This is a genomic window from Luteibacter sp. (assembly GCF_035539195.1).
In the GTDB taxonomy this organism is placed as follows: Bacteria; Pseudomonadota; Gammaproteobacteria; order Xanthomonadales; family Rhodanobacteraceae; genus Luteibacter.
In genome coordinates this window covers 64,368-88,301 of record NZ_DATLIW010000028.1, presented here as the reverse complement: position 1 = coordinate 88,301, position 23,934 = coordinate 64,368, and the positions used below count along the sequence as shown (strand labels likewise).

The following is a 23,934-nucleotide window of genomic DNA, read 5'->3' as shown; positions in this document are numbered from 1 at the left end:
ACCTTATAGCCCTTCCGGAGCATCCCCATGAGTTCCCGCATCACCCTCCGACGCACCCTTCTCTGCGCCGCCGTCGCGGCCTCTCTGACCGGCATCGCCCACGGCCAGGCGACCTCCGGTCGCATCGCCGGCCAGGCCCCTGTCGCCGCCGGCGAAACCGTCCTCATCGAAGGCAGCAACGGCATCGTGCGCGAAGTCAACGTCGACTCGCGTGGTCGTTACGTCGCCGAAGCCCTGCCGTTGGCAACCTACAAGGTCTCGCTCAAGTCCAACGGCAACGTCGTCGACTCGCGCGACAACGTCACACTTCGTGTCGGCGCCGCCACCGACGTGTCCTTCGACGGCGGCGCACCTGCCGCGGCCAATGCCCAGGATCTCTCGGGCGTCACCGTCTCCGCGACCAACCTGCCGAAGATCGACGTCGCCACGGTGGCCTCGAGCACGGTCATCACCGCTGCCGAAATGGCCCGCCTGCCGCTGGCACGCACCGCCGAAGGTGTCGCCCTGCTCGCTCCGGGCGCTGTCGCCGGGTACAGCGGCTTCAAGGGGGCCATGGGCAATTCGCTGGTGAGTTTCTCCGGTTCCTCGGTGACCGAGAACGCGTATTACATCAACGGCATGAACACCACCGATCCGCTCAGCGGCTTCGGCGGCATCACCCTGCCCTACGGCGCCGTGGACCAGGAAGAAGTGCTCAGCGGCGGTTATTCCGCCATGTACGGCCGCTCGGACGGCGGTGTGATCAGCCAGGTCGGCAAGCGCGGCACGAACGAATGGCATTTCGGCGCGCAGGTGTTGTGGGAACCCGATTTCACCCGCGCCGACGCACGCAACATCACGTTCGGTCAGAACAACCCGCATCCGCCGGGTACGATCGAACAACGCAACGACCGCAACAACGAATGGACGTCTACCGTCAGCGCCTACGCCGGCGGCCCGCTGATCAAGGACAAGCTGTATGTCTTCACCGCCGTGGAAATGGCGCGCAGCGAAGGCAACACCGTCGGCGACCTCAACCACTCCTACGATACCAAGTACACGTACAAGGATCCGAAGTGGTACGGCAAGATCGACTGGAACATCAACGACAGCAACATCCTAGAGCTCACCGGTGTCAGCCAGACGCATCGCTCGACCGGTAACAAGTACGACTACGACTACACGACGAACACCACGGGCGATTTCGTCAGCACGGATTCGACGTACAAGACCAAGGCAATGGTCTATACCGCCAAGTTCACCAGCTACATCACCGACGACCTGACGCTCACCGCGCTCTACGGCAAGTCCAAGCTCACGTACTACAACGAGCCGCCGAATACCGGCGTCACCGGACCGTTCATCGGCAACTCCAGCGCGGAAAACCCGGCACTGACCGGCGGTGCGCCGATCACCAACGGCCAGACACTGGATACGGTCGACAACCCTGACCACACCTCGACCAACCGCAACCTGCGCGTCGACCTGAACTACAAGGTCGGCAGCCACTCGATCACGGCGGGTATCGACAACCAGGATTCGCACGATATCGACGATGGCACCACCATCGGCGGCGACGGCTACGAGCTGTGGTACGCGAAGCAGGACCCCAACCTCAACATCAGCGACAGCCCCTTCGTCGACAAGCCGGGCAACTACCCGGGCGGCGAGACCGGCTATTACGGCTACATCCGCCACTACAACACCCTGGCCTCGGTGCGCGTGAAACAGCGCGCGCAGTACCTCATGGACGACTGGCAGGTGAGCGACAAACTGCTGCTCTCGCTCGGCCTGCGCAACGACCAGTTCACCAACTACAACCCGGCCGGCCAGGCGTACCTGCGCCTGACCAAGCCGCAGTGGGCACCCCGCCTGGGCTTCAGCTACGACGTGATGGGCGACTCCAGCATGAAGATCTACGGCAATGCAGGCCGTTACTTCCTGGCCATGCCTGCTTCCGTCGCGCTGCGCACCTCGGCTGGCTCGCTTGCCACCAACCAGTACTTCACGTACACCGGCATCGACGCCAACGGCATGCCCACGGGCATGACCTTCGTGAAGTCGGCCACCGGTGGCGCCGTGTCCCCGAACGGCGAATACGGCCAGCCGCCCGACCCGCGCACGGTCAGCGCGAAGAACATCAAGTCCGAGTACCAGGACGAGTTCATCCTCGGCTTCGACCAGCAGCTCAATGCGTCGTGGATTTGGGGCACCAAGGCGACCGTGCGCAAGCTGCGTAACGCGCTCGACGACGTCTGCGACAACGGTGCGATCACCCGCGCCGCCGTCGCCCAGGGCGCCAACATCGATGCGACGACGGTGGGCAGCTGCTACTTGTCCAACCCGGGCCGCGCCAACGTGTACCAGCTGGCCCAGCAGGGTGGCGGCTACTACGACGTCACGGTCACCAACGACGACTTCGGCTTCACCCAGCTCAAGCGCAACTACTACGGTCTGGACACCTACCTCTCCCATCCGTTCGATGGCACGTGGTCGCTCAAGGCCGATTACCTCTACTCGCGCAGCTACGGCAACACCGAAGGCCAGGTGCGTTCGGATGTAGGCCAGGGCTCGGTGTCCGCGTCGCGTGACTGGGACTACGCCACGCTGATGGAGTACGCCAACGGTGACCTGGCCAACGACCGCAAGCACCAGTTCAAGATCTACGGTTCGTACCAGATCACTCCGGAATGGATGGTCTCGGCCAACCTCACCGTGCAGTCGGGCACGCCGAAGTCCTGCCTGGGTCGTTACGGCTCGGACGAGAGCGACCCGTCCGGCTACGGCAGCTACTACCACTACTGCTTCGGCGTGCCGTCGCGTCCCGGCGACAAGGGCCGCAACCCGTGGGAAGAGCTCATCGATGCGAATGTCGAGTACCGTCCGCTGTGGGCCGACCGCAAGCTGGCCTTCAACGTCTCGGTGTTCAACTTGCTCAACCAGCAACGCGCGCAGGCACTCAACCCGGTCTCGGGCAGCAGCAAATCGGTGAACGATGGCTATAACCAGGTCATCAGCTATACGCAGCCGCGCTACGCCCGTTTCGGCATCACCTACGACTTCTGACGGAGAGGTCATGCACGCACTACTGCGACTGGGTATCGTCGCGCTCGCCGCCGGGGTCCTCGCGACCCCGGCGGTCGGCGGCGAGAAGACCTACAAGGACCTGCCGACGGAAACGCCGGCCCATTTCACGCCGACGAATACCGGGTTCGAATTCGAACGCCGTACCGGCGACATTCCCATGCGCGACGGCGTGAAGCTGCACACCGTGATCCTGCTGCCCAAGGGTGCGAAGCGCGCGGGCATGCTGCTCACGCGCACGCCGTACGGCGCCGATGGCATGGGCCATCGCGGGGACAGCCCGCATCTCGGACCGACACTGCGTGGCTACGACAACCCGGCGGACGTGATCGTCCAGGACGGCTACATTCGCGTTATCCAGGATATCCGCGGCAAGCACGGCTCCGAAGGCGACTTCGTGATGAACCGGCCGCCGATCGGGCATGGCAACCCCACGCCGGTCGACGAATCCTCGGACATCTACGACACCATCGACTGGCTGGTGAAGCACGTGCCGGAGTCGAATGGCAAGGTCGGCATCATCGGCATCTCGTACGACGGCTTCGAGGCGATGATCGCCACGATCCATCCGCATCCCGCGCTCAAGGTGGCCGTGCCGATCAACCCCATGATCGACGGCTGGATGGGCGACGACTGGTTCCACCGCGGTGCGTTCCGCCAGCAGATGATTCCGTACATCTACGGCATGGTGAACTCCCGCGAGAGCAACATCGGCTGGACCAGCGGCTATCGCGACGACTACGACCTCTACCTGCGCGGTGGATCGGCCGGCGATATCGGCCGTGCCTACGGCATGGAGGCGCTCGGTTTCTGGCAAAAGGTACTCGCCCACCCGGCGTACGACGGCTTCTGGTCCGAACAGGCACTGGACAAGATCGCCGCCAAGGAACCCATGACCGTGCCGACCATGCTCGTGCATAGCCTGTGGGACCAGGAAGACAACTACGGCGACATGGCCGTCTATCGCGCGCTCGCCCCACGCGATCCGGAGCATAAGAAGGTATGGCTGGTGATCGGCCCGTGGCGGCATGCCAAGACCTGGGAGAAGGCGAACACCATCGGCGCACTGGATCTGGGCAGCGATACGGGTACGACATTCCGTCAGGACATCCTGCGTCCCTTCCTGGCGCAGTACCTGAAGGACGACGCCCCGAAAGCCGATATCGCACCGGTGAATGCCTTTGTCACCGGTGACAACACGTGGCGCAAGCTGGATGCATGGCCATCGGCCTGCCGCTCGGGCTGTGCACCGACCATGCAACGCTGGTATGTGGAAGCGGATGGCGGCCTCGGTGTGGCGATGCCGACGCAGGGCGCCGACGACTATGTCTCCGATCCTGCCAAGCCTGTGCCCTACCGCGTGCGTCCCATCCAGGCCTGGTCGCATGGCGCACCCGACCAGGTCGACAGTTGGCCGGAGTGGCTGGTGGACGACCAGCGCCAGTTCGCCACGCGCACCGACGTACTCACCTATGTCTCGCCGGTACTGGACCAGCCGATGGGTGTCGCCGGCGAGCCGCTGGTCCATCTGCTTGCCTCGACCAGCGGCACGGACAGCGACTGGGTGGTCAAACTGATCGACGTCTACCCGGACGAAGTGGAAGACAAGCCGTCGATGGGTGGTTACCAGTTGCCGATCGCCATGGAGATCTTCCGCGGCCGTTACCGCGAGGGCTACGACAAACCGATGGCGCTCACGCCGGACAAGGCCGTGGACTATCGGTTCCCACTGCCCACGGTGAACCACGTATTCCAACCGGGTCACCGCGTGATGGTGCAGATCCAGTCCAGTTGGTTCCCGCTCTACGACCGCAACCCGCAAACCTTCGTCCCGAACATCTTCAACGCGAAACCCGGCGATTATCGCAAGGCCACGCAGAGAATCGTCCGCGACGCCGATAAGGGTACGTACGTGGAACTACCGATAGTCGCTGCGCCTCGCTAGGAGCCGTTCATCGGCGAAACAGGAAATGTAGGAGCCGATTCATCGGCGAATGAGCAAATGTGGGAGCCGATTCATCGGCGAATGGGCAAATGTGGGAGCCGATTCATCGGCGAATGGGGGGGCATCTCCGCTCCGTTGGCTTTTCGCCGATGAATCGGCTCCCACATCCCCCCCCCCTGGCTTTTCGCCGATGAATCGGCTCCCACATTTCCCGCCCCGTTCGCCGCTGAAGCGGCTCCCACAGGGTCTGGCATTACAACAGCGTCTACACCGGTCCGGGATTCGGAGGCCGTAGCTTCGAGGTGGGCAATCCCTTGTAGCCCCAGTCCTCCATGGGTACCTCGTCGATGACCACGAAGGTCACCTCCGGCGGCTTGCCGAGGACGCGCTCGAGGGTTTCGGTGATTTCGGCAATGACCTGGGCTTTCTGCTCAGGCGTGTTGCCTTCCTTGGTGATGCGAACGTTGACGTAGGGCATGTCGGCGATTACCAGCGACCGGCGGTGGCACCGCCGTCGACCGGCAGGACCGCGCCATTGACGAAGGAGGCCTGCGCTAGATAGACCACGGCCTCGGCGATTTCTTCGGGGGTACCCAAGCGACCCGCGGGATTGAGGGCACTGAGGAACGCGTGCGTCTCGGGCGAGTGCATCGGCGTATCGATGACGCCGGGCGCCACCGCGTTGACGCGCACGTTGTGACGCGACAGTTCGATCGAAAGGCCGCGAGTCACGGCGTTGAGACCGCCCTTGGTGAGCACGGCCATCGTGCCAGGGACAGTGCGGTCGGGCTGCATGCCTACCGACGCCGTCACGTTGACGATACTGCCCTCCTTACGCGACACCATGTGACGCGCCACGACCTGCGTCGGGTAGATGAAGCCGCGTAGGTTGGTGTCGATCACCGCGTCGATCTCGTCGATCGAGAAGTCGACGAAGTCGCGCGCCACGAAGATACCGGCGTTGTTGACCAGCACGTCCACCTTGCCGAAGGCCTCGAGCGCGTGGTCGAGCAGACGCTCGGCGGTTTCGGGCAGGCCGATGTCGCCGGCGACGCCCAGGAAGCGGTCAGGATTGCCCAGTTCGGCGGCCGCGGCGTCGAGGCGCTCCTGGGTGCGGGCATTGCCGACCACGTTATAGCCGAGGGCGAGGAACGCCCGGGCGATGGCGAAGCCAAGGCCGCTCGAGGCACCGGTGACGATGACTGTCTTGTTGTTGCCCATGAGTGCGAACTCCTGAAGGTCGTGTTCCGCGCCGGAAGTGGCGTCGGGCTGAACACAATCTATTGCTGCGAAAGGCGGGGATAAATAAGATCCGGGACACAAGACTCATTACACGGTGTAACGACATGCAGAGGCAGTTCGACGACCTGATGCTGGGCAGCGTCGAACTGTTCTGCCTGGCGGGGGAGCTGGGCGGCTTTACCGCCGCCGCGACGGCGGCCGGCGTCACGCCCGCCGCCGTGAGCCGCTCCGTGGCGCGTCTCGAGGCACGGCTCGGCGTTCGCCTGTTCGTGCGCACCACCCGGCATATCCGCCTCACCGAGGCGGGCCGTGTCTACCTCGAGCAGAGCCGCCAGGCCCTCGCCCAGTTCGCCGAAGCCGAACAGATGGCCACGGGCCAGCAGGGCCGTGCCGCGGGGCGGCTGAGAATCAGTGTGCCGACGACCTACGCGCACTACCGGTTGCTCCCGCTCCTGCCCGCGTTTCACCGCGAGCATCCGGATGTCCGACTCGACGTGCATATCAGCAATCGCAACATCGCGTTCGCCGACGACGCGTTCGATCTCGCCATTCGCGTTCGCGCGCAGGCGGATTCGACGATGATCGTGCGCCACCTGGAAGACGCCGCGCTTGTAGTAATCGCCTCTCCCGCTTACATGAAACGCCGGCGCTCGCCGAACACGCTGGCCGAACTGGCCACGCTGGAGTGCATCCAGTTCGATCTGCCCAGCAGCGGACGACGCATTCCCTGGCTGTTTCGCGAGGACGGCGAAGACGTGGAATTCGAAGCCGAAAGCGCATTCACGGTGGGTGAGGATGTATTGGGCGGCGTGACGCTGGCCCGTGCGGGCGCAGGCGTGTTCCAGACCTACCGTTACATCGTGGAGCGCGAACTGGCGGACGGCTCGCTCGTCGAACTTCTGCCGCAGCTCGCCGGGCGGTCGCGCCCGTTCAACCTGCTTTATCCGCACAGCCGTTTCGTGCCCCTGCGGGTGCGGGCATTCATCGACTTCCTGACGGCGCGGGTGGCGGCAGACGTTAGAACTCCCAACGCGCCCCCAGCTTGAGCCCCCACCCCTCGTCCCCGCGTGCCCAGATTTTTCTGCAATCCGCCTCGCCATGGATCGACAGCCGACGGCCAAGATGATGGAAACGTAGGCGCACCGGTCACGAAAGGTGAACGTGACGGGCGGGCTGAACCCCGTTGCAACCTCCCCTATACTCCCGCCGATGAAGCCAAACGTCCTGCTGCAGTACATCCTCCCGCACCGCTTCCTGTCGCGCATCGTCTACTGGGCGACCCGCTGGGAGTGGACCCCATGGAAGAACTTCCTGATCAAGGAGATCGTGCAGCGGTACGACGTGGACATGAGCCAGGCGGCCCAGCCGGAGCCGCTGAGTTATGCCCACTTCAATGCGTTTTTCACCCGAAAGTTGAAGCCTGGGGCGCGCAGCGCCGATCCGGATCCGCAGACGATCCTGTGCCCTGCCGACGGTCGGATCAGCCAGTCGGGACGTATCCGCGACGGCAGGATCTTCCAGGCCAAGGGGCAGGAATACACGGCCGCCGAACTGCTTGGCGACGAAGCGGCCGCCCTGCCGTTCCGTAACGGCAGTTTCGCCACGATCTACCTTTCCCCCCGCGACTACCATCGGGTACACATGCCCCTGGCTGGCGAACTCACGGGGACCACCCACGTGCCGGGACGCATCTTCAGCGTGGCGCCCTTCGCGGTTGCCGAGATCCCGCGCCTGTTCGCGCGCAACGAACGCCTGGTCTGCTCGTTCAAGGGCGAGCACGGCCCATTCGTCTCGGTCATGGTGGGTGCCATTCTCGTGTCGAGCGTGGCGACCGTGTGGGACGGCATGGCCATACCGCCCTACGCCTCCGACATCATCCGCGTGGACTGCGCGGGCCGGGGTATCCATCTCGAAAGATTTGCCGAAATGGCCCGATTCAACATGGGGTCGACGGTTATCCTGCTGTTGCCGGACGGCTATGAACTGGACGCCCTGCAGCCGCAACAGCAAGTGGTGGTCGGACAACGTATCGGTCGCTGGATCGGCACCCCGTCACATACGTGACGGCGGGCGTCACTTTGTGACGAAAACGTCTTACATTTGACGTAAGGGCAGCGTATGCTTCGGGCTTCCGGTGCCCCTCGGGGGAAGGGCTCGGATCGAAGAAGCATCCGTCTAGGGGAAGTCGTCCATGCGTCTTGTCAGCCATCTCATTGCCGTCAATCGGGAAATTCGCCTTCGCAGGCAGCTTGCCGATATCGAGCGCGTCGTCCTGGCCCTGCCGGTACGCGCCCATGCCGACCTGCAGCAGCTCGTCCGGCGCGAAATGGAACAGGCTGCCGCCTGTGACTTCCCCCATCTCTACGGCACCCCACCCGAAGAACGCTACAGCACCTACGGACACGGTCCGGACATCGGCCTGGGCAAGGCCCGGTCGGAGAATCCGTTGATCGCCACGCGTGGCGTGGCACTGTGGATCGCCTCGGTGTACCACGAGACGCTCGACGCCCGCCGGCCGAACATGGAAGACCTGCATCGCCAGATCCTCCGGCTGATGCGTCAGATCAAGGAGCTCTCGGCCCCCGGGCGTACCGGCGATGCCAGCGACCGCTGGATGGAACCCCACGCCGTCGCCTGAGACTCCCGCGTCACCGGCAGACCGGGACGCGAATCGATTGACCCACCTTCAGTGCATGGCCCCTGAGACCATTGATCTTCGCGATGTCCTCGACATCCGCGCAGCTGCTCTTGCGCGCGATGCTGACCAGCGTGTCGCCACGACGAACGGTATAGCTCTTCGACGCGTTTCCCTGGGATTTCGACGATGACGACGATGGCGACGTCGACGGACCACTGGCCAGTGCCGCCGAGGTCGCGGCCGGCGGCGGCGGCGCGATGATCTTCACCGCGTTATGCAGATCGCTGGCGAGGATCGGCCACGGGCCATCGGCGCAGCTGGAGGCGTAAGCCTTCTCGAGCTGCTTGGGCACCTCCAGGCGCGCGCCGACGGGCTGGCTCACCTGCGGGTCGAGGCGCGGATTGAGGTTGCGCAGCGTGCGGAACCAGCCCTGCGGCATATTTTCGGCCGAGCCCAGGCAGACCGTCAGCTCCGATAGCGATGCCGGGCGCTTGAGTACGATCTGGCCGCCTTCGCCGTCGATCTTCGGCCACTTGAGGTGGTAGCTATCCGGATGCAGGAACAACCACGCGGCGGCCAGCACCATCGGCACATAGTCGCGGGTTTCCGCGGACATCTGCCCGTAGATCTGCGGATCGTAGAAGCTGGCTCCGGGACTGCCGGCGGCGATGCGGCGCATGCGCCCTTCACCGCCGTTATAGGCGGCCAGGGTCATCTCCAGATTGTTGTTGAACGCACCGAGCTGCTCGTCGATGTATTCGGCATTGGCCTGCGCGGCCATGGTCGGGTCGAAGCGCTGGTCGAAGCCGTCGGCGTTGGACAGGCCGAAGCGCAGGCCGGTCGCGTACATGAACTGCAGGGGGCCGGACGCACCCGAGCGCGACACGGCGTGCACCTTGCCGCCGGATTCCTTGGCCATGATGCCGAAGAGCAGCGCTTCGGGCAGGTCGGCCTTCTTGTAGGCCGGCCACATTTTGTAGCGCATCATCTGGTAGTTGACGTACGCGTCCATCAGGTTCGGACGCAGCTGGGTCAGCCACATCTCCAGCGCGGCCTTTACCGGCCCGTTCATCACCATCATGTCGGAAAACTGCTGGCCGCGAAGCATGGTCACGCTGCGCTGTGCCTGCGGCAGGTTGCCGATCGCCACGGCGCCGGAGGTGTCGCCTGGCTGGGCACCGACCTCGGCCCCTTGCTCGGTGTCGTCGGCGTCCTCGCCTTCGATGAAGCTGCCGTCCTTCAGGCGCAGGAGGCGATCGAAGACGGCGGCGAAACGCTGCGGATCGCAGCCCGGGGTCAGGCCGCAGCGGGCCGAGGCATCCTTGAGCTGGTCGAGGGCCTGCTTGCGCGTTTGCGCCGCCTGCGGGGTGTCGCCGCGTCGCGCCTGGTCGATCGAGGACTCGTAACCCTTGCTTGCCTGGTTCATCCGGTCGTACAACGCATTGACCTCGGGCGTTGCCGCCTTGCCCGGGCGCGGGGCGCCGCCACCGGAAGCACAGCCAGCGAGGATCGCCAGCGGCAGGAAGAGAAGGGGGCGCGGGACGCGAACAGGCATGCGGGACTCGGGGTAAGACAATGGCCGCCACGTTACCCCTGGCGCCGTCGCGACTCAAGCGCCCTGACGCGAAATTCTCCGTAACGGCATGCTGTTGCGTAAACTTGTTCAGGACATCCTTAAGGACGAAGCCATGCCCAACATCCTGATCGGCCGCAATGACGAGACCACCGTCGAACTGGACTCCCGCTACGGCAACCGGCACGGGATGATCGCCGGCGCCACCGGCACGGGTAAGTCCGTGTCCCTGATGCTGCTGGCGGAAGGCTTCTCCCGGCTCGGCGTGCCCTGCTTCCTGGCCGACGCCAAGGGCGATCTCGCCGGCCTTTCCCAGGCGGCGGGTGCGCCGTCCGACAAGCTCAAGGCCCGTCTGGAAAAACTCGGCCTGGCAGACTGGAAGCCCCAGGCCAATCCGGTCGTGTTCTGGGATATCTACGGCAAGCTGGGCCATCCGGTTCGCGCCACGGTGTCGGAAATGGGCCCGACCCTGCTCTCGCGCATCCTCGAACTCAACGACACCCAGGAAGGCGTGCTCGAGGTGATCTTCCGCGTCGCCGATGACGAAGGGCTGCTCCTGCTCGATCTCGCCGATCTCCGCTCCATGCTGGGCTTCGCCGCCGATCGCGCCAAGGACATCTCCTCGCGCTACGGCCTGATCAGTGCGCAGAGCGTCGCCGCCATCCAGCGTTCCCTGCTCCGGCTGGAGCAGGACGGCGCGGATTCGTTCTTCGGCGAGCCGGCGCTCGAGCTCGCCGACCTGATGCGCCAGGACATGAGCGGCCGCGGCGTCATCAGCGTGCTGGCTGCCGAAACGCTGATCATGAAACCGCGCCTGTACTCCACCTTCCTGCTCTGGCTGCTTTCGGAGCTGTTCGAGCAATTGCCCGAGGTGGGCGACCTGGACGTGCCGAAGATGGTCTTCTTCTTCGACGAAGCGCACCTGCTTTTCGACGACGCGCCGGCGGCGCTTCGCCAGCGCGTGGAACAGGTGGTGCGACTGATCCGTTCCAAAGGCGCGGGCGTGTACTTCTGCTCGCAGAATCCGGACGACGTGCCGGGCGAGATCCTCGGCCAGCTGGGCAATCGTGTACAGCACGCGCTGCGCGCGTTCACGCCGCGCGACCAGAAAGCGGTGAAGGCCGCGGCGGAAACCTTCGCGCGCAACCCGAAGCTCGACGTGGTCGAGACCATCGGCACCCTCGGTACCGGTGAAGCCCTGGCCTCGACACTGGGCGAAGGCGGTGTGCCCTCGCCGGTGCAGAAAGTGCTCGTCGCCACGCCGGTGTGCCGTATCGGCGCGATCACCATGGAGGAGCGCACCGCCGTGCGCTCGCGCTCGCCGGTCGGTGCGAAGTACGACAGCACGGTGAATCGGGCATCGGCAGAGGAAATGCTGGCTGCGCGTGCCGCGCAGACCCGTGCTCCCGATGCGACGTCACCGAAGGGAGGCCATGCGAACGACGCGGAGGCCGACGCCGGCTGGAGCGGCGCGATTCGCGATGCCGTCTTCGGCACGAAGCGCCGCCAGGGCATGATCGAAACCGTGGCCAAGTCCATGGTCCGCACGGCAGGCTCGCGCGCGGGCCAGCAGATCGTGCGCGGCATCCTCGGCAGCATCTTCGGCGGAAAGCGCTGACCATGCCACGACATGCACTCGCCGACGCCGACACACCGTTCGCCCAACGCATCCTCATCGGCGTGCGTTACCCCCTCCGCGGCGCTGCGCCGCTCACGATTCTCGCCGTGGCGGCGTTCGACCTGCTGTCGTTCTTTCCGATCACCGGGCTGCGCCTGCTCGTCGTATTCATCGGCTGGATCGCGCTTTATACGTATGCGATCGAATGCCTGCGCCACACCGCCGATGGCTTCGCCGATCCGCCGGAGCTGGCAGTCAATACGGACGACCGGACGAGCGTCGCGCTGATCCTGATCCAGCTCACGGGCAATGCGATCGCCGTGCTCGCCCCGCTCTTCCTGGGTATACCGGGGCTGCTGGTATCGCTCGTGTTCGCATTCGTGCTGCCGATCATCACCATGTCGCTGACATTCGACGGCGTGGGCGCGGCGCTCAATCCGCTCACCTGGATCGCCGTGGTCGGTCGGCTCGGTGGCGACTACGTGCTGCTGTTCGTCATCGTCATGATGTCCAGCCTGCTCCAGGCCGGCGCTCAGTACGCGATGAAGGACCATGGCCCGACGTTCTTCGGCACGGCCGCGTTCTACCTCGTCGCCAACTACCTGACCATCTACAACTTCCACCTGATGGGCGCGCTCATCCACCACCGGCACGAAAGCCTCGGCTATCGGCCCGAGTCCGAGGTCATCGCCGAGGCAATCGATCCAGACGACGACATGGCGCTGCTGGGGCATGTGAACCTCATCGCGCGCGACGACATTCCCGGTGCCACCGATATCCTCACCGAGCGACTTCGCGAAGGCATCGCGCCGGTCGCCCTGCACACGCGCTATCGCGAGTTGCTCCGCGTCCAGGGACGCCTGCCCGAACTCCTGGTGCATGGCCAGATCTGGATCGCGGCCCTCGTGCAGTCGCACGAAGAGCGTCGCGCGCTCGGCGTCGTCCAGGACTGCATCGACGTGGACCCCGCCTTTCTTCCCGATGCGACGATCACCTGCGGCGCACTCGCCGATACGGCCGCTCACGGCGGGATGACGCGCCTCGCCCTCCATCTCGCGCTCGGCTACCTGCGCCAGTGGCCCGGCGACATGGGCGCGCCGCACTACGGGCTGCTCGCCTTGCGCATGCACGAGCGCCAGCGCGAAGCGGCCGAAGCCGCCGCCCTCGGACGTCGACTGCTTGCCGCGTATCCCGAGCACCCGCTGCGCGTGGACATCGAGGCCTTGCTCGATACGCTAGGCACGGTACGCAAGGTGTCGACATGAGTCGCTGGCGTCCGCCCGCCCCCTCGTCGACCGCGATCATCACGCGCGACGGTTTCGAACGGCTGAAGAGTGAACTCGACCACCTCTGGCACACGGTGCGACCCGAGGTGGTCAAGGCACTGGCCGCTGCCGCCGCGGAAGGCGATCGTTCGGAGAATGCCGAGTACACCTACCGCAAGAAGCAGCTCGGCGAGATCGACCGTCGTGCGCGCTACCTGAGCAAGCGTATCCCGGTGCTGCAGGTGGTCGAAGCGGTGGCTTCACAGCGTGATGCCGTCTTCTTTGGCGCGACGATGGATATCGAGAACGTCGAGACCGGCGAGACGATGCGCTACCGCATCGTCGGTCCCGACGAGACGGACGCCCGCAAGGGCTGGATCAGTATCGATTCACCCATGGCCCGCGCGGTGCTGAAGAAGCGCGTCGACGACGAGTTCGATGCCGACCTGCCCGGCGGCCGCACGCGCTTTGCCGTGATCGCCGTCGCGTACCTCTGACTGGCGGCGATGGTTACGAAGCGACGCCCAGCCGACTGGCGATCGCGTCCAGACCGTCGGCAAAGCGCGCCACATCGCACGCGAACGCCTCGACGGCCGCGCGGTCGACATCGCCCCCCTCGCGCAGGCCCAACTCCATCCGCTCGCCATCCTCGGCAACCGCCGACGCGCCGAAAACGTTCACCCCACCCAGCACGTGGTGTATCCACCCCGCCACTTCGTCGCGATCGCCGTGCGCGACGACAGGCGCCAGTCTCCCCAGCGCCTCCCGCGTCGCGTCCACGCCCGCACGAATCACGCTGGCGATGTTCTCGTCCGAGCCGAACGCACGGCGCAGGCGTGGCATGTCGATAGCCGGCTCCGCGACCGCATCCTGCTCGAGCCAGCGCGCGACCACGGCGTGGAAGGCCTCGAGGCGGATCGGCTTGCGCAACAGGTCGTCCATGCCGGCGGCGAGGCAGAGTTCGCGCTGATCCGTACGCGCGTCCGCGGTCATCGCGACGATCGCCAGGCGTCGCCCGGTTCCGGCCTCGCGGCGACGCACTTCGCGCGCCACCGCGTAACCGTCCATGCGCGGCATATGGCAATCGACCAGAAGCAGATCGTAGCGCTGGGCGTCCATTGCCTCCAACGCCGCGACACCATCTTCGACGATGTCGCATGTGTAGCCGCGCAGACCTAGCTGCACGCGGACCAGCGCCTGGTTCACGGGATGGTCTTCCGCCAGGAGGATGCGCGCCTCCGGCCGCGCCGGCTTTGCCGGAAGCACGATGTCGGTACGCATATCGACAGGCGCTGGTGGCAGCTCGGCGACAGGCAGGTCGAGCGTCACGGTGACCGTGGTGCCCCGCCCTGGCTCGCTCTCGATGGCGATATGACCGCCCATGCGCTCGATGAGCCGCCGCGAGATGCTCAGGCCGAGACCGGTGCCACCGAAGCGTCGCGTTGTCGACGACTCCGCCTGGCTGAAAGGGGCGAACACATGACGCAGCTTGGCGGCGTGGATACCGATGCCGGTGTCGGCGACGATGAAGCGCAGCCGTTGACGCGCAGCGAGGTTTTCGTCGACCCGGACCTCGACATCGATGCCACCGGATACCGTGAACTTGATCGCGTTGCCGATGAGGTTGAGCAGGACCTGTCGCAGCCTGCCGTCGTCGACGAGAATCCCCGTAGCAAGCGCCTCGTCGAACCGCGTCTGTAACCAGAGCCCCTTCGCCTCCGCCTGCGTGGCGAGGATGGCAACGGCGCCATCGACGATGCTGCGTGGGTCGGCGGGCCGCGGATCGAACGTGAGGTGCCCGGCCTCGATCTTCGAAAAGTCGAGAACGTCGTCGAGAATGTGCAGCAAGGCCTCAGCGGAGTGCTCGATAGTCGAGACCATCTGGCGCTGCTCGCCATCCAGCCGCGTGCGTTCGAGCACGTCGAGCAGGCCGATCACGCCGTTCATCGGCGTGCGGATTTCGTGACTGATCGTGGCAAGGAAATCGCTCTTCGCGCGCGTCGCGGCTTCCGCCTCGTCGCGTGCGTGGGCCAGCCCGCGGGCCGCCTGCTCCTGTGCCGTCACGTCCACCCAGTAACCGTTCCAGCGAACCGTGCCGTCGGCGGCAGCCAGCGGCACGGCGTCCGAACTCAGGTAGCGCACGCGGCCCCCGATCTGCGCGCGGACAGTCACGTGCAAGGACGTGAGTTCGCGTGCCGAGCGCTCGAAGGCGGCGCGCAGGGCTTCGCGGTCCTCCGCCGGCAAGGGCGCCAGCATCGCCTCCCCGCCGCCGAGCAGCTCCTCCGCCTCCATACCGAGCACGCGCTGCGGATCGCCACCGACGTACGTCATGACGTAGCTGCCATCCGTACCGCGGACAGCTTCATAGACCACCGCCGGGACATGGGCGGTGACTTCGGCCAGCCGGCGCTCCGTGCGCTCGCGGCGTCGCGTTTCGCGACGCAGGTTGAGGTAGGCGTAACTGATCGCGATGAGCGAGAAAAGCAGGACCGCGACGAAAGGGAGCACGCGGCCTGCCACTTCGCGCCAGGTCGGCCCGACCACATAGTGCGAGGCGAACCACGTATTGCGGATTTCCTGCTGGCGATGCGTGGACAGATTCACCAGCACGCGATTGACCAGGGGCAACAGCGGCGCCAGTTCGCGACGCACGCCGATCGCGATCGCCTCGGAGTCACCCGTCGGCGCGGCGACTTTCAGCTGACCAAGGAAATTCTCACGGATCAGATAGTCGATCGAGGCCAGGTTGCCGACGAAGGCATCGCCCTCGCCAGCTGCAAGCCGGCGCAGACCTTCCGCTTCGGTGTCCACGGGAACCGCTTGCACATTGGGAATGCGCGCCAGCAAGCGGCGGATCGGCTCGCGAGTCATGTTGGCGATCACGCGCTTGCCGGCCAGGTCGTCGCGGCCGGCGATCGTCGGCGCACCTTCGCGGGTCACGATCATGATCGGGAAGTCGAGATACGGCACGCTCGCTTCGAGATAGGGAAATGTCGCGCTCTGCGGATTGATCGCGGCGACGAGGTCCACCTCGCCTTTTTTCACCCGATCCACCGTACCTACCCAGTTTTCGCTGGGTACCTGGGTGATCCGGATGCCGAGTTCCGCGGCGATCTCACGCACGTAATCCAGCGACAGGCCTTCCGCCTCGCCTTGTCCGGTGATCAGGCTGAAGGGTGCGTAGCTCGGATCCACGCCGAGGCGTAGCGGTGGCAGCGTACCCAGCCAGGCCTTCTCGCGCTCACTGAGCGGGATACCGGCCTGGCGCGGCCGCGGCGCGATATCGCGACCCACCCAGCGCGCCCGGAGTCGACCATGATCGGCCGCCGTGAGTTCACCCAGGGCATGGTCCATGGCGTCCCCCAGCGGCGCACGATCGGCCGGCACGGCGAAGGCGAGCGCACTGATCGGCAAGGCCAGCGGGCCGCCGACGCGCAGTTCCCGCTCCAGCCCCAGCCGGGCGACGAACTCGCGCGCCGAATAGGGATTATCGATATAGGCCACGACGTCGCCCGAGCGCACGAGGTTGAGCGCCTCCGCCGTCGAGGCCGTCTCGACCAGGGTCGTATCGGGCAGCTCGCGACGGAGCGCACCGATATCGAAATAGCCGGTATGCACGGCAAGGCGCTTGCCACTCAACTCCCCAGGTCGATGGATGATAGGCACGTCGACCCGTTCGACCAGGGCCGGCAGCGATTCGAAATAGGTGGCGCCCACGCGGATGCCGGGCATGCCCTGCTCGAGCGGGGTGACCGATGTCGCCACGTCGATCTCGCCACGAGCGAGCGCCTTCAGCAGCTCCGGCCACGTCGCGAACACCCGGGTCTGCAGGGTGACCCCGAGTTCCCCGGCGATCTCGCGCAGGTAGTCGGGCCCCAGCCCTTCCAGCTCGCCGTCGCGAAGCTCTTCGAACGGCGGGTAGCCCTCTCGATAGGCGCCCACGGTGAGCACGGGATGGTGGCGCAGCCATTCCCTGTCATCGCGCGACAGTGGCGTATCAGGCGTGGCCGAGACCGGCGTCGCCAGCACAACCATCATTAACAGGAGGAATCGTCGAATCACGTCACAGGCTTCGTCAGGGGAACCTTCGGGGCATAATCGGTTCTATACGGCGCGTTCACACGCCAACAGGAGAACACAAGGCATGCCACTCAAGGTCATTCTGGCAGACGATCACCCTCTCGTTCTGGTCGGGGGAAGGCTTGCGCTGGAGAATGCGCACATCGACGTGGTCGCGACGGCCAAGGCGGCGGACGAACTTTTGAGCGTGCTCGCCGAGCACGAGTGCAACGTCGTCATTACGGATTTTCTCATGCCGAGCGATCGGCAGGACGACGGTTTCCCCCTCCTCGAGAAGATCACCAAGGATTATCCGCACGTCGCGCTGGTCGTCCTGACCATGATCAATCGCCCCGCCGCATTGCAGTCCATGCTCAACCGCGGCGCTCGCGGCATCGTCGATAAACGCGCGCCGATGGACGAGCTGGCGACCGCCGCCCGCGCGGTGCACGACGGCGAAACCTACCTCAGCGAGACCCTGCTCGACATTCTCAACGAGGCCGATGAAACCTCGGTCGCCATGCCGGGCACCCCTCTGTCGGCACGCGAGGCGGAAGTCATCCGTATGTTCGTCAACGGCATGTCGCTACAGCGCATCGCGGATCAGGAAGGCAAGTCGGTGAAAACCATCAGCCGGCAGAAGCGCGACGCCATGCGTAAACTCGGCGTCGACCACGACACCGTGCTTGGCGACTTCGTCCGCGACCACGGCCTGATCTAGGCGCCGATCCGCCCCACCAACGGCGCGGGATACGTCCGACCTGCCCGTAGCGGCTGAAAACAGGGCGCCGTCGCGTAGAACGATGCCTCCATCGTTCCGGCGTGCCAGCCCGGCACGCCCGATACGGGTAGCGGACGCAGCTCCTGCGGATCGTTGAGGACGGCGCCGGCGGCTATCGCACGCGAACACACCGCGTTAGCGTCGCCCTCGCCCATCACCACCAGGGCTTTGCCGACCAGCAGCTTGCCTGGCGTGAGCGCGTGTTCCAGCAGCGCATGCCCGAAAACGTCGACTCGCGCCCGGCCATCCCGCCATGCGTCGCGATGGGTCCAGAACAAGGTGTGCCAGTCGTGTGCATCCCATGCGTCGAGCATGGCGCTGTCCTGCAGCGATACGACCATGCCCGCCTCATCGAAGTGGGTTAACGCGCACTGGGCCCGCGAACGCTGTCGTGGCCCCATCAGGGCGATTTCGGTCATCTGTCGCGCATTCAGCGCACGCTTGAGCGCGCCATGCCGCAGCCAGACGAAGGCGTTGAACAGGTCGTGCCAATTCTCCGGGCGCGTGGCGATGGCGCCGTGGCGAGCGATGCGCTCTTCGTAGTGCAGGCCGTCGCTGAGCAGCGACGGATCCTGCGTGACGAAACGAACATCCGAATCGCCGGGAAGCAAGGCGTTCAGCGCGTCGACCGCGGGCCACACGGGCCCGTCGATCAACGCGGCGAAGTCGCTCCAATGGGACAGTGGCGGCGACGCGAGCACGCTCCGTTCGAGCGTCTCACGCGTGGGCGCCACGTACCGCATGGAACTTAAGCCAGACGACCGTAGAGGTCGTGTGCGTCGGCTTCTTCGACGAGTACGTCGACGAACTGACCCGGCTTGAGCATTTGGCCATCGTCGATGCGCACGGCACCGTCGATCTCCGGCGCGTCGGCGCTGGAGCGACCCCATGCGCCATCGGCGTCGATCTCGTCGACCAGCACCTTGATCGTTCTGCCGACCTTGCGCTGCAGCTTGGCCGCGGAAATTTCCGCCTGCACCGCCATGAATTGCTCGAGGCGATCTTCCTTGAGTTCCTCGTCGATCTGGCCGGGAAGTTCGTTGGCCTTCGCGCCGTCCACCGGCGAGTAGGCGAACGCGCCAACGCGGTCGAGTTCGGCCTCGCGAAGGAAACCGAGCAACTCCTGGAATTCAGCGTCCGTCTCGCCGGGGAAGCCGACGATGAAGGTGCTGCGGATGGTGAGGTCCGGCACCTGGCGACGCCAGTTCTGGATGCGCTCCAGCGTCTTGTCGACGTTGCCCGGGCGCTTCATCAGCTTGAGGATGCGCGGGCTGGCATGCTGGAACGGGATATCGAGGTACGGAAGGATCTTGCCGTCGGCCATCAACGGCATGATCTCGTCGACATGCGGATACGGGTAAACGTAATGCAGGCGCGTCCAGATGCCGAGTTCCGAAAGGCCCTCGCACAGCTCCGTCATGCGCGTGCGATAAGACTTGCCGCGCCACTCGCGCTCGGCGTAGCGAACGTCCACACCGTAGGCACTGGTGTCCTGTGAGATCACCAGCAGTTCCTTGACGCCGCCCTTGGCCAGCTTTTCGGCTTCCATCAGCACCTGGTCGACGGGACGGCTGACGAGGTCGCCGCGCATCGACGGGATGATGCAGAAGCTGCAGCGGTGATTGCAGCCTTCGGAAATCTTCAGGTACGCGTAGTGCTTGGGCGTGAGCTTCACGCCGATGTCGGGCACCAGGTCGAGGAACTTGTTGCGCGTCGGCGGGATGGCGGTGTGCACCGCACTCATCACGCTGGCGTAGTCCTGTGGACCGCTGATCGAGAGCACGTCCGGGTAGCTTTCGCGGATCAGCTCCGAGCGCTTGCCGAGACAACCGGTGACGATCACCTTGCCGTTCTCGTGCAGCGCTTCGCCGATCGCATCGAGGGATTCCTGCACGGCCGAATCGATGAAGCCGCAGGTGTTCACGACCACGGCATCGGCTTCGCCGTAGCTCGGGACGATCTCGTAGCCCTCGACCTTGAGCTGCGTGAGAATGCGTTCGGAGTCGACGAGCGCTTTCGGACAGCCGAGGCTGACGAAACCGACTTTAGGAGCGGCCTGGGACATTGCCGTGGGTACCGGGGTATAGGAAGCCGGTTATTATAGCGGGTTGGCGGCCACACGGCCGGTCGGCCCTCCACTCCCCTTCCTGCCGTCCCCCGGGCGCGTCAGCGGTACCGCCCCCCCGCGCAGCGACCATCAGGTAGACAGGCCCTCAAGGCTCTTACGTCGCGGGCGCCGACGCGGCGCGGTTGCGCCGGAATCGATCCCGAATTTCCTCCAGGGACACGGATCGACTTCTGAGCTTGCTCAGTTCAACCGATTCATGCTCCGCCCACATGATCTCAGCCCCGTCTTCCAGGGGCTCGTAGATGGGCAGCAGGTCTGTGATTCCCTCAAACAGCCATTGGACCGGGACAACATCTGGACCGCCTTCATACGGCACAGTCTGCTGGCGTCCAACGGCCTCCACTTTCCGAAAGGCTTCATCTAAATCGCTGGCCCGGACAATCACTGTGTTTTCCCAGGCGAGGAAGCTGGCGTCCGGATCGTCGTTTCCCGAGTCATTGAGTTGAACGAAGCGCAGGAGGTACGAGCCTACGTACCATCCCACCGGAGAGCTTTCAGCAGAGAAGCCTTGAGCGCCATCGTTGTTCATCGGTATCGCACCTGTTTCCCCTGACGTCTGCGACTCGGAGCTACCGCCGCGCATCGTGCCGCAGAGGATCGAACCGGAACCTCCATTTGGGACAGGGACTCGGCAATCGCCTCCACGCTACCGAGGTAGTCCACTACGTCGCAGGGAATACGTTTGTCGGTCATGACTATTACCCCGTTGCCAGTGCGTCGCCAGACAGCCCACAGAGCGACACCCCAGCTTCCACGTTGGGCCGGAAGCGGGCGTGCGCGTTCTGATCGAATGACTCACCCGGATTGAGCAGCTAGCTTCTGCGCGGCCCAGGTTAAGCCCAGAAGCTCTCCCGGATGATAGCGAAAGGATGCTTGCTCAAGCTCCGCCCCGGCGGCCAGCCATTCGCTAGCTAGTTGTCAGCCGAGGTTGACGAAAGCGACTTTGGGAGCGGCATGGGACATTGCCGTGGGTACCGGGGATGGGAAACCGGGCGTTATAGCCCTCTGGCCGCCACGCCATGGACACTCTTTGCCGGTTACGCTTGGGAGCCCTTCTCACAGCCACGGAGACCCAGCCATGGGCCGCACGCTAATCCTCGACACCTCCCGCCCCCACGAGAGCATGGACGCCTACCTGGCCGAGCCAGAGGGCGCGGCCAAGGGCGGTATCGTCGTGATCCAGGAGATTTTCGGGGTCAACGCTCATATTCGCAGCGTGGCCGACCGCTTCGCTGCCGAAGGCTATGTCGCCATCGCCCCCGCCCTGTTCGATCCGGTACAGAAGGGCGTGGAGCTTGGCTACGACCAGGATGGCATGCAGAAAGGCGTGAAGTACATCGGCGAACTGGGCCTGCTGCGCCCCCAGCAGGATGTCGGTATCGCGGCCGCCCTGATCGCCGACCAGTACAAGGTCAAGGTGGGCACGGTCGGTTACTGCTGGGGCGGCACCGTGGCTGCGCTGGCCGCACTGCGCCTGGGCCTGCCTTCCTCCAGCTACTACGGGTCGCGCAACGTGCCCTTCCTGACCGAGCCGGCGAAGGCCAACGTCATCTTCCACTTTGGCGAGCGCGATCATTCCATTCCGCCGGAGATGGTGGAAAAACACCGCGAGCTGAAGCCGGAGATGGACACCTGGGTCTATCCGGCCGACCACGGTTTCAACTGCGATGTGCGCCCCAGCTACGACGAACCCAGTGCCAGACTGGCGTGGGAACGCACCCTCTCGTTCTTTGCCCGCGAGCTCGCATGAGCGCTGGCTTCGAACTCGATACACGGCTTGCCGGCGACACCCTCGTCGTCGGCGACCTGGCGTTGTGCCGCGTGCTGCTGATGCGGGACTGCCGGTACCCCTGGCTGGTCCTGGTGCCGCGCCAGCCGGGCAAGGTCGAGGTGGCCGACCTCGCGGAAGACGAGCGGGCACGGCTGTGGCGGGAAGTCGACGCCGTCGGAGGGGCACTCCGGGCCGTCGCGCCGTGCGACAAGCTCAACATCGGCGCCTTGGGCAACATCGTGCGCCAGCTGCATGTGCATGTGGTGGCTCGGCGTGAGGGCGACGCCGCGTGGCCGGGGCCCGTGTGGGGCTTCGGCAAGGCTGAGGCTTACGCCGAGAGCGAGGCGGAGCAGCTTGTCGTGGCGATAAGGCGTCAGCTGGCCATTTGATGCCAGTGCAACGGTGGGAGCTGGCTCTGCCGGCGGTGGGGCTTGCGGGGGCCGGGCTGTCGCCGCTGAAGCGGCTCCCACATTGCTGAAGCGGCTCACATTGCTGAAGCGGCTCGCACATTGCTGAAGCGGCTCGCACACTGCCGAAGCGACTCCCACACTGCCGAAGCGGCTGCCACACCAGGGCGGCTCCCACGCCAGCGCCCTGAAAAGAACGAGCCCTGCCGCGAGCCGCGGAACGCGGTCGCTGGCAGGGCTCGGTTTACCTCGAACGAGAACCCGTGAGGATTAGCGCTGGCCTGCGTTGCCACCGCCGTTCTGGGTGTCATACGGGCTGCTGGACGCTTCCTTGCCGGCCATGCGGTCCGGGAGGGCGCCCTTGTTCGGCGTGTCTTCCAGCTGGCGGGCGTCGGATTCCACGGCATTGAGGCGAACCAGCTCGCCCTTCTTGTCGTAGTACACGGCAAAGCCGTAATCCAGCGCCATGCGGGCCATGAAGCCGAGGTGGTTGTCACGGATCTTCGAGTCGTCGCTGGGCAGGACGAGCACGGTCTTGGGCAGCTTGCCCTGGTCCTTCAGGTAGGCGAAGTGGCTACCGGTGTCGGCGGCCGAGAGCACGGCGCCGTCGACGACGAACTGGCCGCTCTTATACGCCTTGATGGTGTAGTCGAACTGACCCTGCGTCGTGGCGACGTGGTCGTTCTTCGAGACGCCACGATGGCAGCCGGCAAGCACGAGCATGCTGGCGAGAAGGATCGCCGCGGCGGCGCGGGCCATCAGGGTGGGAACTCGGATCATGCGTGTCTCCGTGCATTCAGTAAGACGTGGAAGGGGGCGAGTTTAACCCGCGCCCGTGTCGGGCGCGTCTGCGACGTGAAGAGCCGTTCAGGTGCTCGGAAGCGTGACGCCCCGCTGGCCCTGGTACTTGCCACCACGATCGGCGTAAGAAACTTCGCATTCCTCGTCGGATTCGAGGAAAAGCATCTGGGCGACGCCTTCGTTGGCGTAGATCTTGGCGGGCAGCGGCGTGGTGTTCGAGAACTCCAGGGTCACGTGGCCCTCCCACTCCGGCTCCAACGGCGTCACGTTGACGATGATGCCGCAGCGGGCATAGGTGCTCTTGCCCAGGCAGATCGTCAACACCTGGCGCGGAATACGGAAGTACTCAACGGTGCGGGCCAGCGCGAAGGAGTTCGGCGGGATGATGCAGACATCCGACTTCACGTCGACGAAGCTGCGTTCATCGAACGCCTTCGGGTCGACAATGGTCGAGTTGATGTTCGTGAACACCTTGAACTCGTCGGCGCAGCGGACGTCGTAGCCGTAGCTCGAGGTGCCGTAGGACACCAGGCGGTGGCCGTCGCGCTCCTTGACCTGGCCAGGGGCGAACGGCTCGATCATGCCGCGCTCCGCGGCCATGCGGCGGATCCACTTGTCGGACTTGATGCTCACTAACTGATCT

General features: G+C 65.2%; 20 protein-coding genes. 11 read left to right on the top strand and 9 right to left on the bottom strand.

Annotated features, from left to right (window positions below):
* Window positions 1-27 precede the first annotated feature (27 nt).
* Window positions 28-3,045: a TonB-dependent receptor gene (locus VM621_RS09040; protein ID WP_325468637.1), complete on the top strand. Its 3,018-nt coding sequence runs from the start codon at window positions 28-30 to the stop codon at window positions 3,043-3,045.
* Between the two features lie 10 nt (window positions 3,046-3,055).
* The gene (locus VM621_RS09035; protein WP_325468636.1) at window positions 3,056-5,008 is read left to right on the top strand and encodes a CocE/NonD family hydrolase; all 1,953 of its coding nucleotides are present in this window, start codon (window positions 3,056-3,058) and stop codon (window positions 5,006-5,008) included.
* 265 nt (window positions 5,009-5,273) lie between these two features.
* Here the strand turns inward: VM621_RS09035 and VM621_RS09030 are convergent, their stop codons facing one another.
* Window positions 5,274-5,486, bottom strand: a complete 213-nt coding sequence (locus VM621_RS09030) for a tautomerase family protein (RefSeq protein ID WP_046968935.1) — start codon at window positions 5,484-5,486, stop codon at window positions 5,274-5,276.
* Between the two features lie 8 nt (window positions 5,487-5,494).
* On the bottom strand, window positions 5,495-6,229 hold the full coding sequence (locus tag VM621_RS09025; protein ID WP_325468635.1) for an SDR family oxidoreductase: 735 nt from the start codon (window positions 6,227-6,229) through the stop codon (window positions 5,495-5,497).
* 125 nt (window positions 6,230-6,354) lie between these two features.
* Between VM621_RS09025 and VM621_RS09020 the strand changes: the two genes are divergently transcribed.
* From VM621_RS09020 to VM621_RS09010, 3 genes are all read left to right on the top strand, one after another.
* On the top strand, window positions 6,355-7,296 hold the full coding sequence (locus VM621_RS09020; RefSeq protein WP_325468634.1) for a LysR family transcriptional regulator: 942 nt from the start codon (window positions 6,355-6,357) through the stop codon (window positions 7,294-7,296).
* Between the two features lie 163 nt (window positions 7,297-7,459).
* Window positions 7,460-8,314, top strand: a complete 855-nt coding sequence (gene asd / locus VM621_RS09015) for an archaetidylserine decarboxylase (protein ID WP_325468633.1) — start codon at window positions 7,460-7,462, stop codon at window positions 8,312-8,314.
* A 127-nt stretch (window positions 8,315-8,441) separates the two neighbouring features.
* Window positions 8,442-8,888 (top strand): hypothetical protein, encoded by a 447-nt coding sequence (locus VM621_RS09010; RefSeq protein ID WP_325468632.1) that lies wholly within the window; start codon window positions 8,442-8,444, stop codon window positions 8,886-8,888.
* Between the two features lie 10 nt (window positions 8,889-8,898).
* Here VM621_RS09010 and VM621_RS09005 read toward each other — a convergent pair whose 3' ends face one another.
* Window positions 8,899-10,443 carry a transglycosylase SLT domain-containing protein gene (locus tag VM621_RS09005; protein ID WP_325468631.1) on the bottom strand — a complete coding sequence of 515 codons (1,545 nt, stop codon included), beginning with the start codon at window positions 10,441-10,443 and terminating at the stop codon, window positions 8,899-8,901.
* Window positions 10,444-10,576: 133 nt separating this feature from the next.
* On the opposite strand from VM621_RS09005, the gene VM621_RS09000 reads away from it, so the two are divergent.
* The 3 genes from VM621_RS09000 to greB are packed head-to-tail and all read left to right on the top strand — an operon-like array spanning window position 10,577 to window position 13,841.
* Window positions 10,577-12,079 carry a helicase HerA-like domain-containing protein gene (locus tag VM621_RS09000; RefSeq protein ID WP_325468630.1) on the top strand — a complete coding sequence of 501 codons (1,503 nt, stop codon included), beginning with the start codon at window positions 10,577-10,579 and terminating at the stop codon, window positions 12,077-12,079.
* A 2-nt stretch (window positions 12,080-12,081) separates the two neighbouring features.
* Window positions 12,082-13,344, top strand: a complete 1,263-nt coding sequence (locus VM621_RS08995; protein WP_325468629.1) for a hypothetical protein — start codon at window positions 12,082-12,084, stop codon at window positions 13,342-13,344.
* Window positions 13,341-13,841 (top strand): transcription elongation factor GreB, encoded by a 501-nt coding sequence (gene greB / locus VM621_RS08990; RefSeq protein ID WP_325468628.1) that lies wholly within the window; start codon window positions 13,341-13,343, stop codon window positions 13,839-13,841. The genes VM621_RS08995 and greB overlap by 4 nt, the downstream gene beginning before the upstream one ends.
* 13 nt (window positions 13,842-13,854) lie before the next feature.
* On the opposite strand, the gene VM621_RS08985 is transcribed toward greB, so the two are convergent.
* Window positions 13,855-17,382: an ATP-binding protein gene (locus VM621_RS08985; protein ID WP_325468627.1), complete on the bottom strand. Its 3,528-nt coding sequence runs from the start codon at window positions 17,380-17,382 to the stop codon at window positions 13,855-13,857.
* A gap of 106 nt (window positions 17,383-17,488) precedes the next feature.
* Between VM621_RS08985 and VM621_RS08980 the strand changes: the two genes are divergently transcribed.
* Window positions 17,489-18,124, top strand: a complete 636-nt coding sequence (locus VM621_RS08980) for a response regulator (protein ID WP_325468626.1) — start codon at window positions 17,489-17,491, stop codon at window positions 18,122-18,124.
* On the opposite strand, the gene VM621_RS08975 is transcribed toward VM621_RS08980, so the two are convergent.
* The 3 genes from VM621_RS08975 to VM621_RS08965 form a co-directional block, all read right to left on the bottom strand.
* Window positions 18,121-18,927 carry a DUF3025 domain-containing protein gene (locus tag VM621_RS08975; RefSeq protein ID WP_325468625.1) on the bottom strand — a complete coding sequence of 269 codons (807 nt, stop codon included), beginning with the start codon at window positions 18,925-18,927 and terminating at the stop codon, window positions 18,121-18,123. The genes VM621_RS08980 and VM621_RS08975 overlap by 4 nt on opposite strands.
* A 5-nt stretch (window positions 18,928-18,932) precedes the next feature.
* Entirely contained in the window at window positions 18,933-20,249 is a 1,317-nt protein-coding gene (rimO, locus tag VM621_RS08970) for a 30S ribosomal protein S12 methylthiotransferase RimO (RefSeq protein WP_325468624.1), read from the bottom strand.
* 157 nt (window positions 20,250-20,406) lie between these two features.
* A complete protein-coding gene (locus VM621_RS08965; RefSeq protein WP_325468623.1) occupies window positions 20,407-20,841 on the bottom strand; it encodes a DUF4288 domain-containing protein in 435 nt (144 codons plus the stop codon).
* 549 nt (window positions 20,842-21,390) lie between these two features.
* Here VM621_RS08965 and VM621_RS08960 point away from each other — a divergent pair.
* Both VM621_RS08960 and VM621_RS08955 read left to right on the top strand, forming a co-directional pair.
* Window positions 21,391-22,062, top strand: coding sequence for a dienelactone hydrolase family protein (locus tag VM621_RS08960; protein ID WP_325468622.1), 672 nt, complete (start codon window positions 21,391-21,393; stop codon window positions 22,060-22,062).
* Entirely contained in the window at window positions 22,059-22,472 is a 414-nt protein-coding gene (locus VM621_RS08955) for an HIT domain-containing protein (RefSeq protein WP_325468621.1), read from the top strand. Before VM621_RS08960 ends, VM621_RS08955 begins: the two co-directional genes overlap by 4 nt.
* A gap of 288 nt (window positions 22,473-22,760) precedes the next feature.
* On the opposite strand, the gene VM621_RS08950 is transcribed toward VM621_RS08955, so the two are convergent.
* Together VM621_RS08950 and dcd are read right to left on the bottom strand one after the other, a co-directional pair.
* Entirely contained in the window at window positions 22,761-23,270 is a 510-nt protein-coding gene (locus tag VM621_RS08950; protein ID WP_325468620.1) for a hypothetical protein, read from the bottom strand.
* An 87-nt stretch (window positions 23,271-23,357) separates the two neighbouring features.
* Window positions 23,358-23,924 (bottom strand): dCTP deaminase, encoded by a 567-nt coding sequence (dcd, locus tag VM621_RS08945; protein ID WP_325468619.1) that lies wholly within the window; start codon window positions 23,922-23,924, stop codon window positions 23,358-23,360.
* Window positions 23,925-23,934 lie beyond the last annotated feature (10 nt).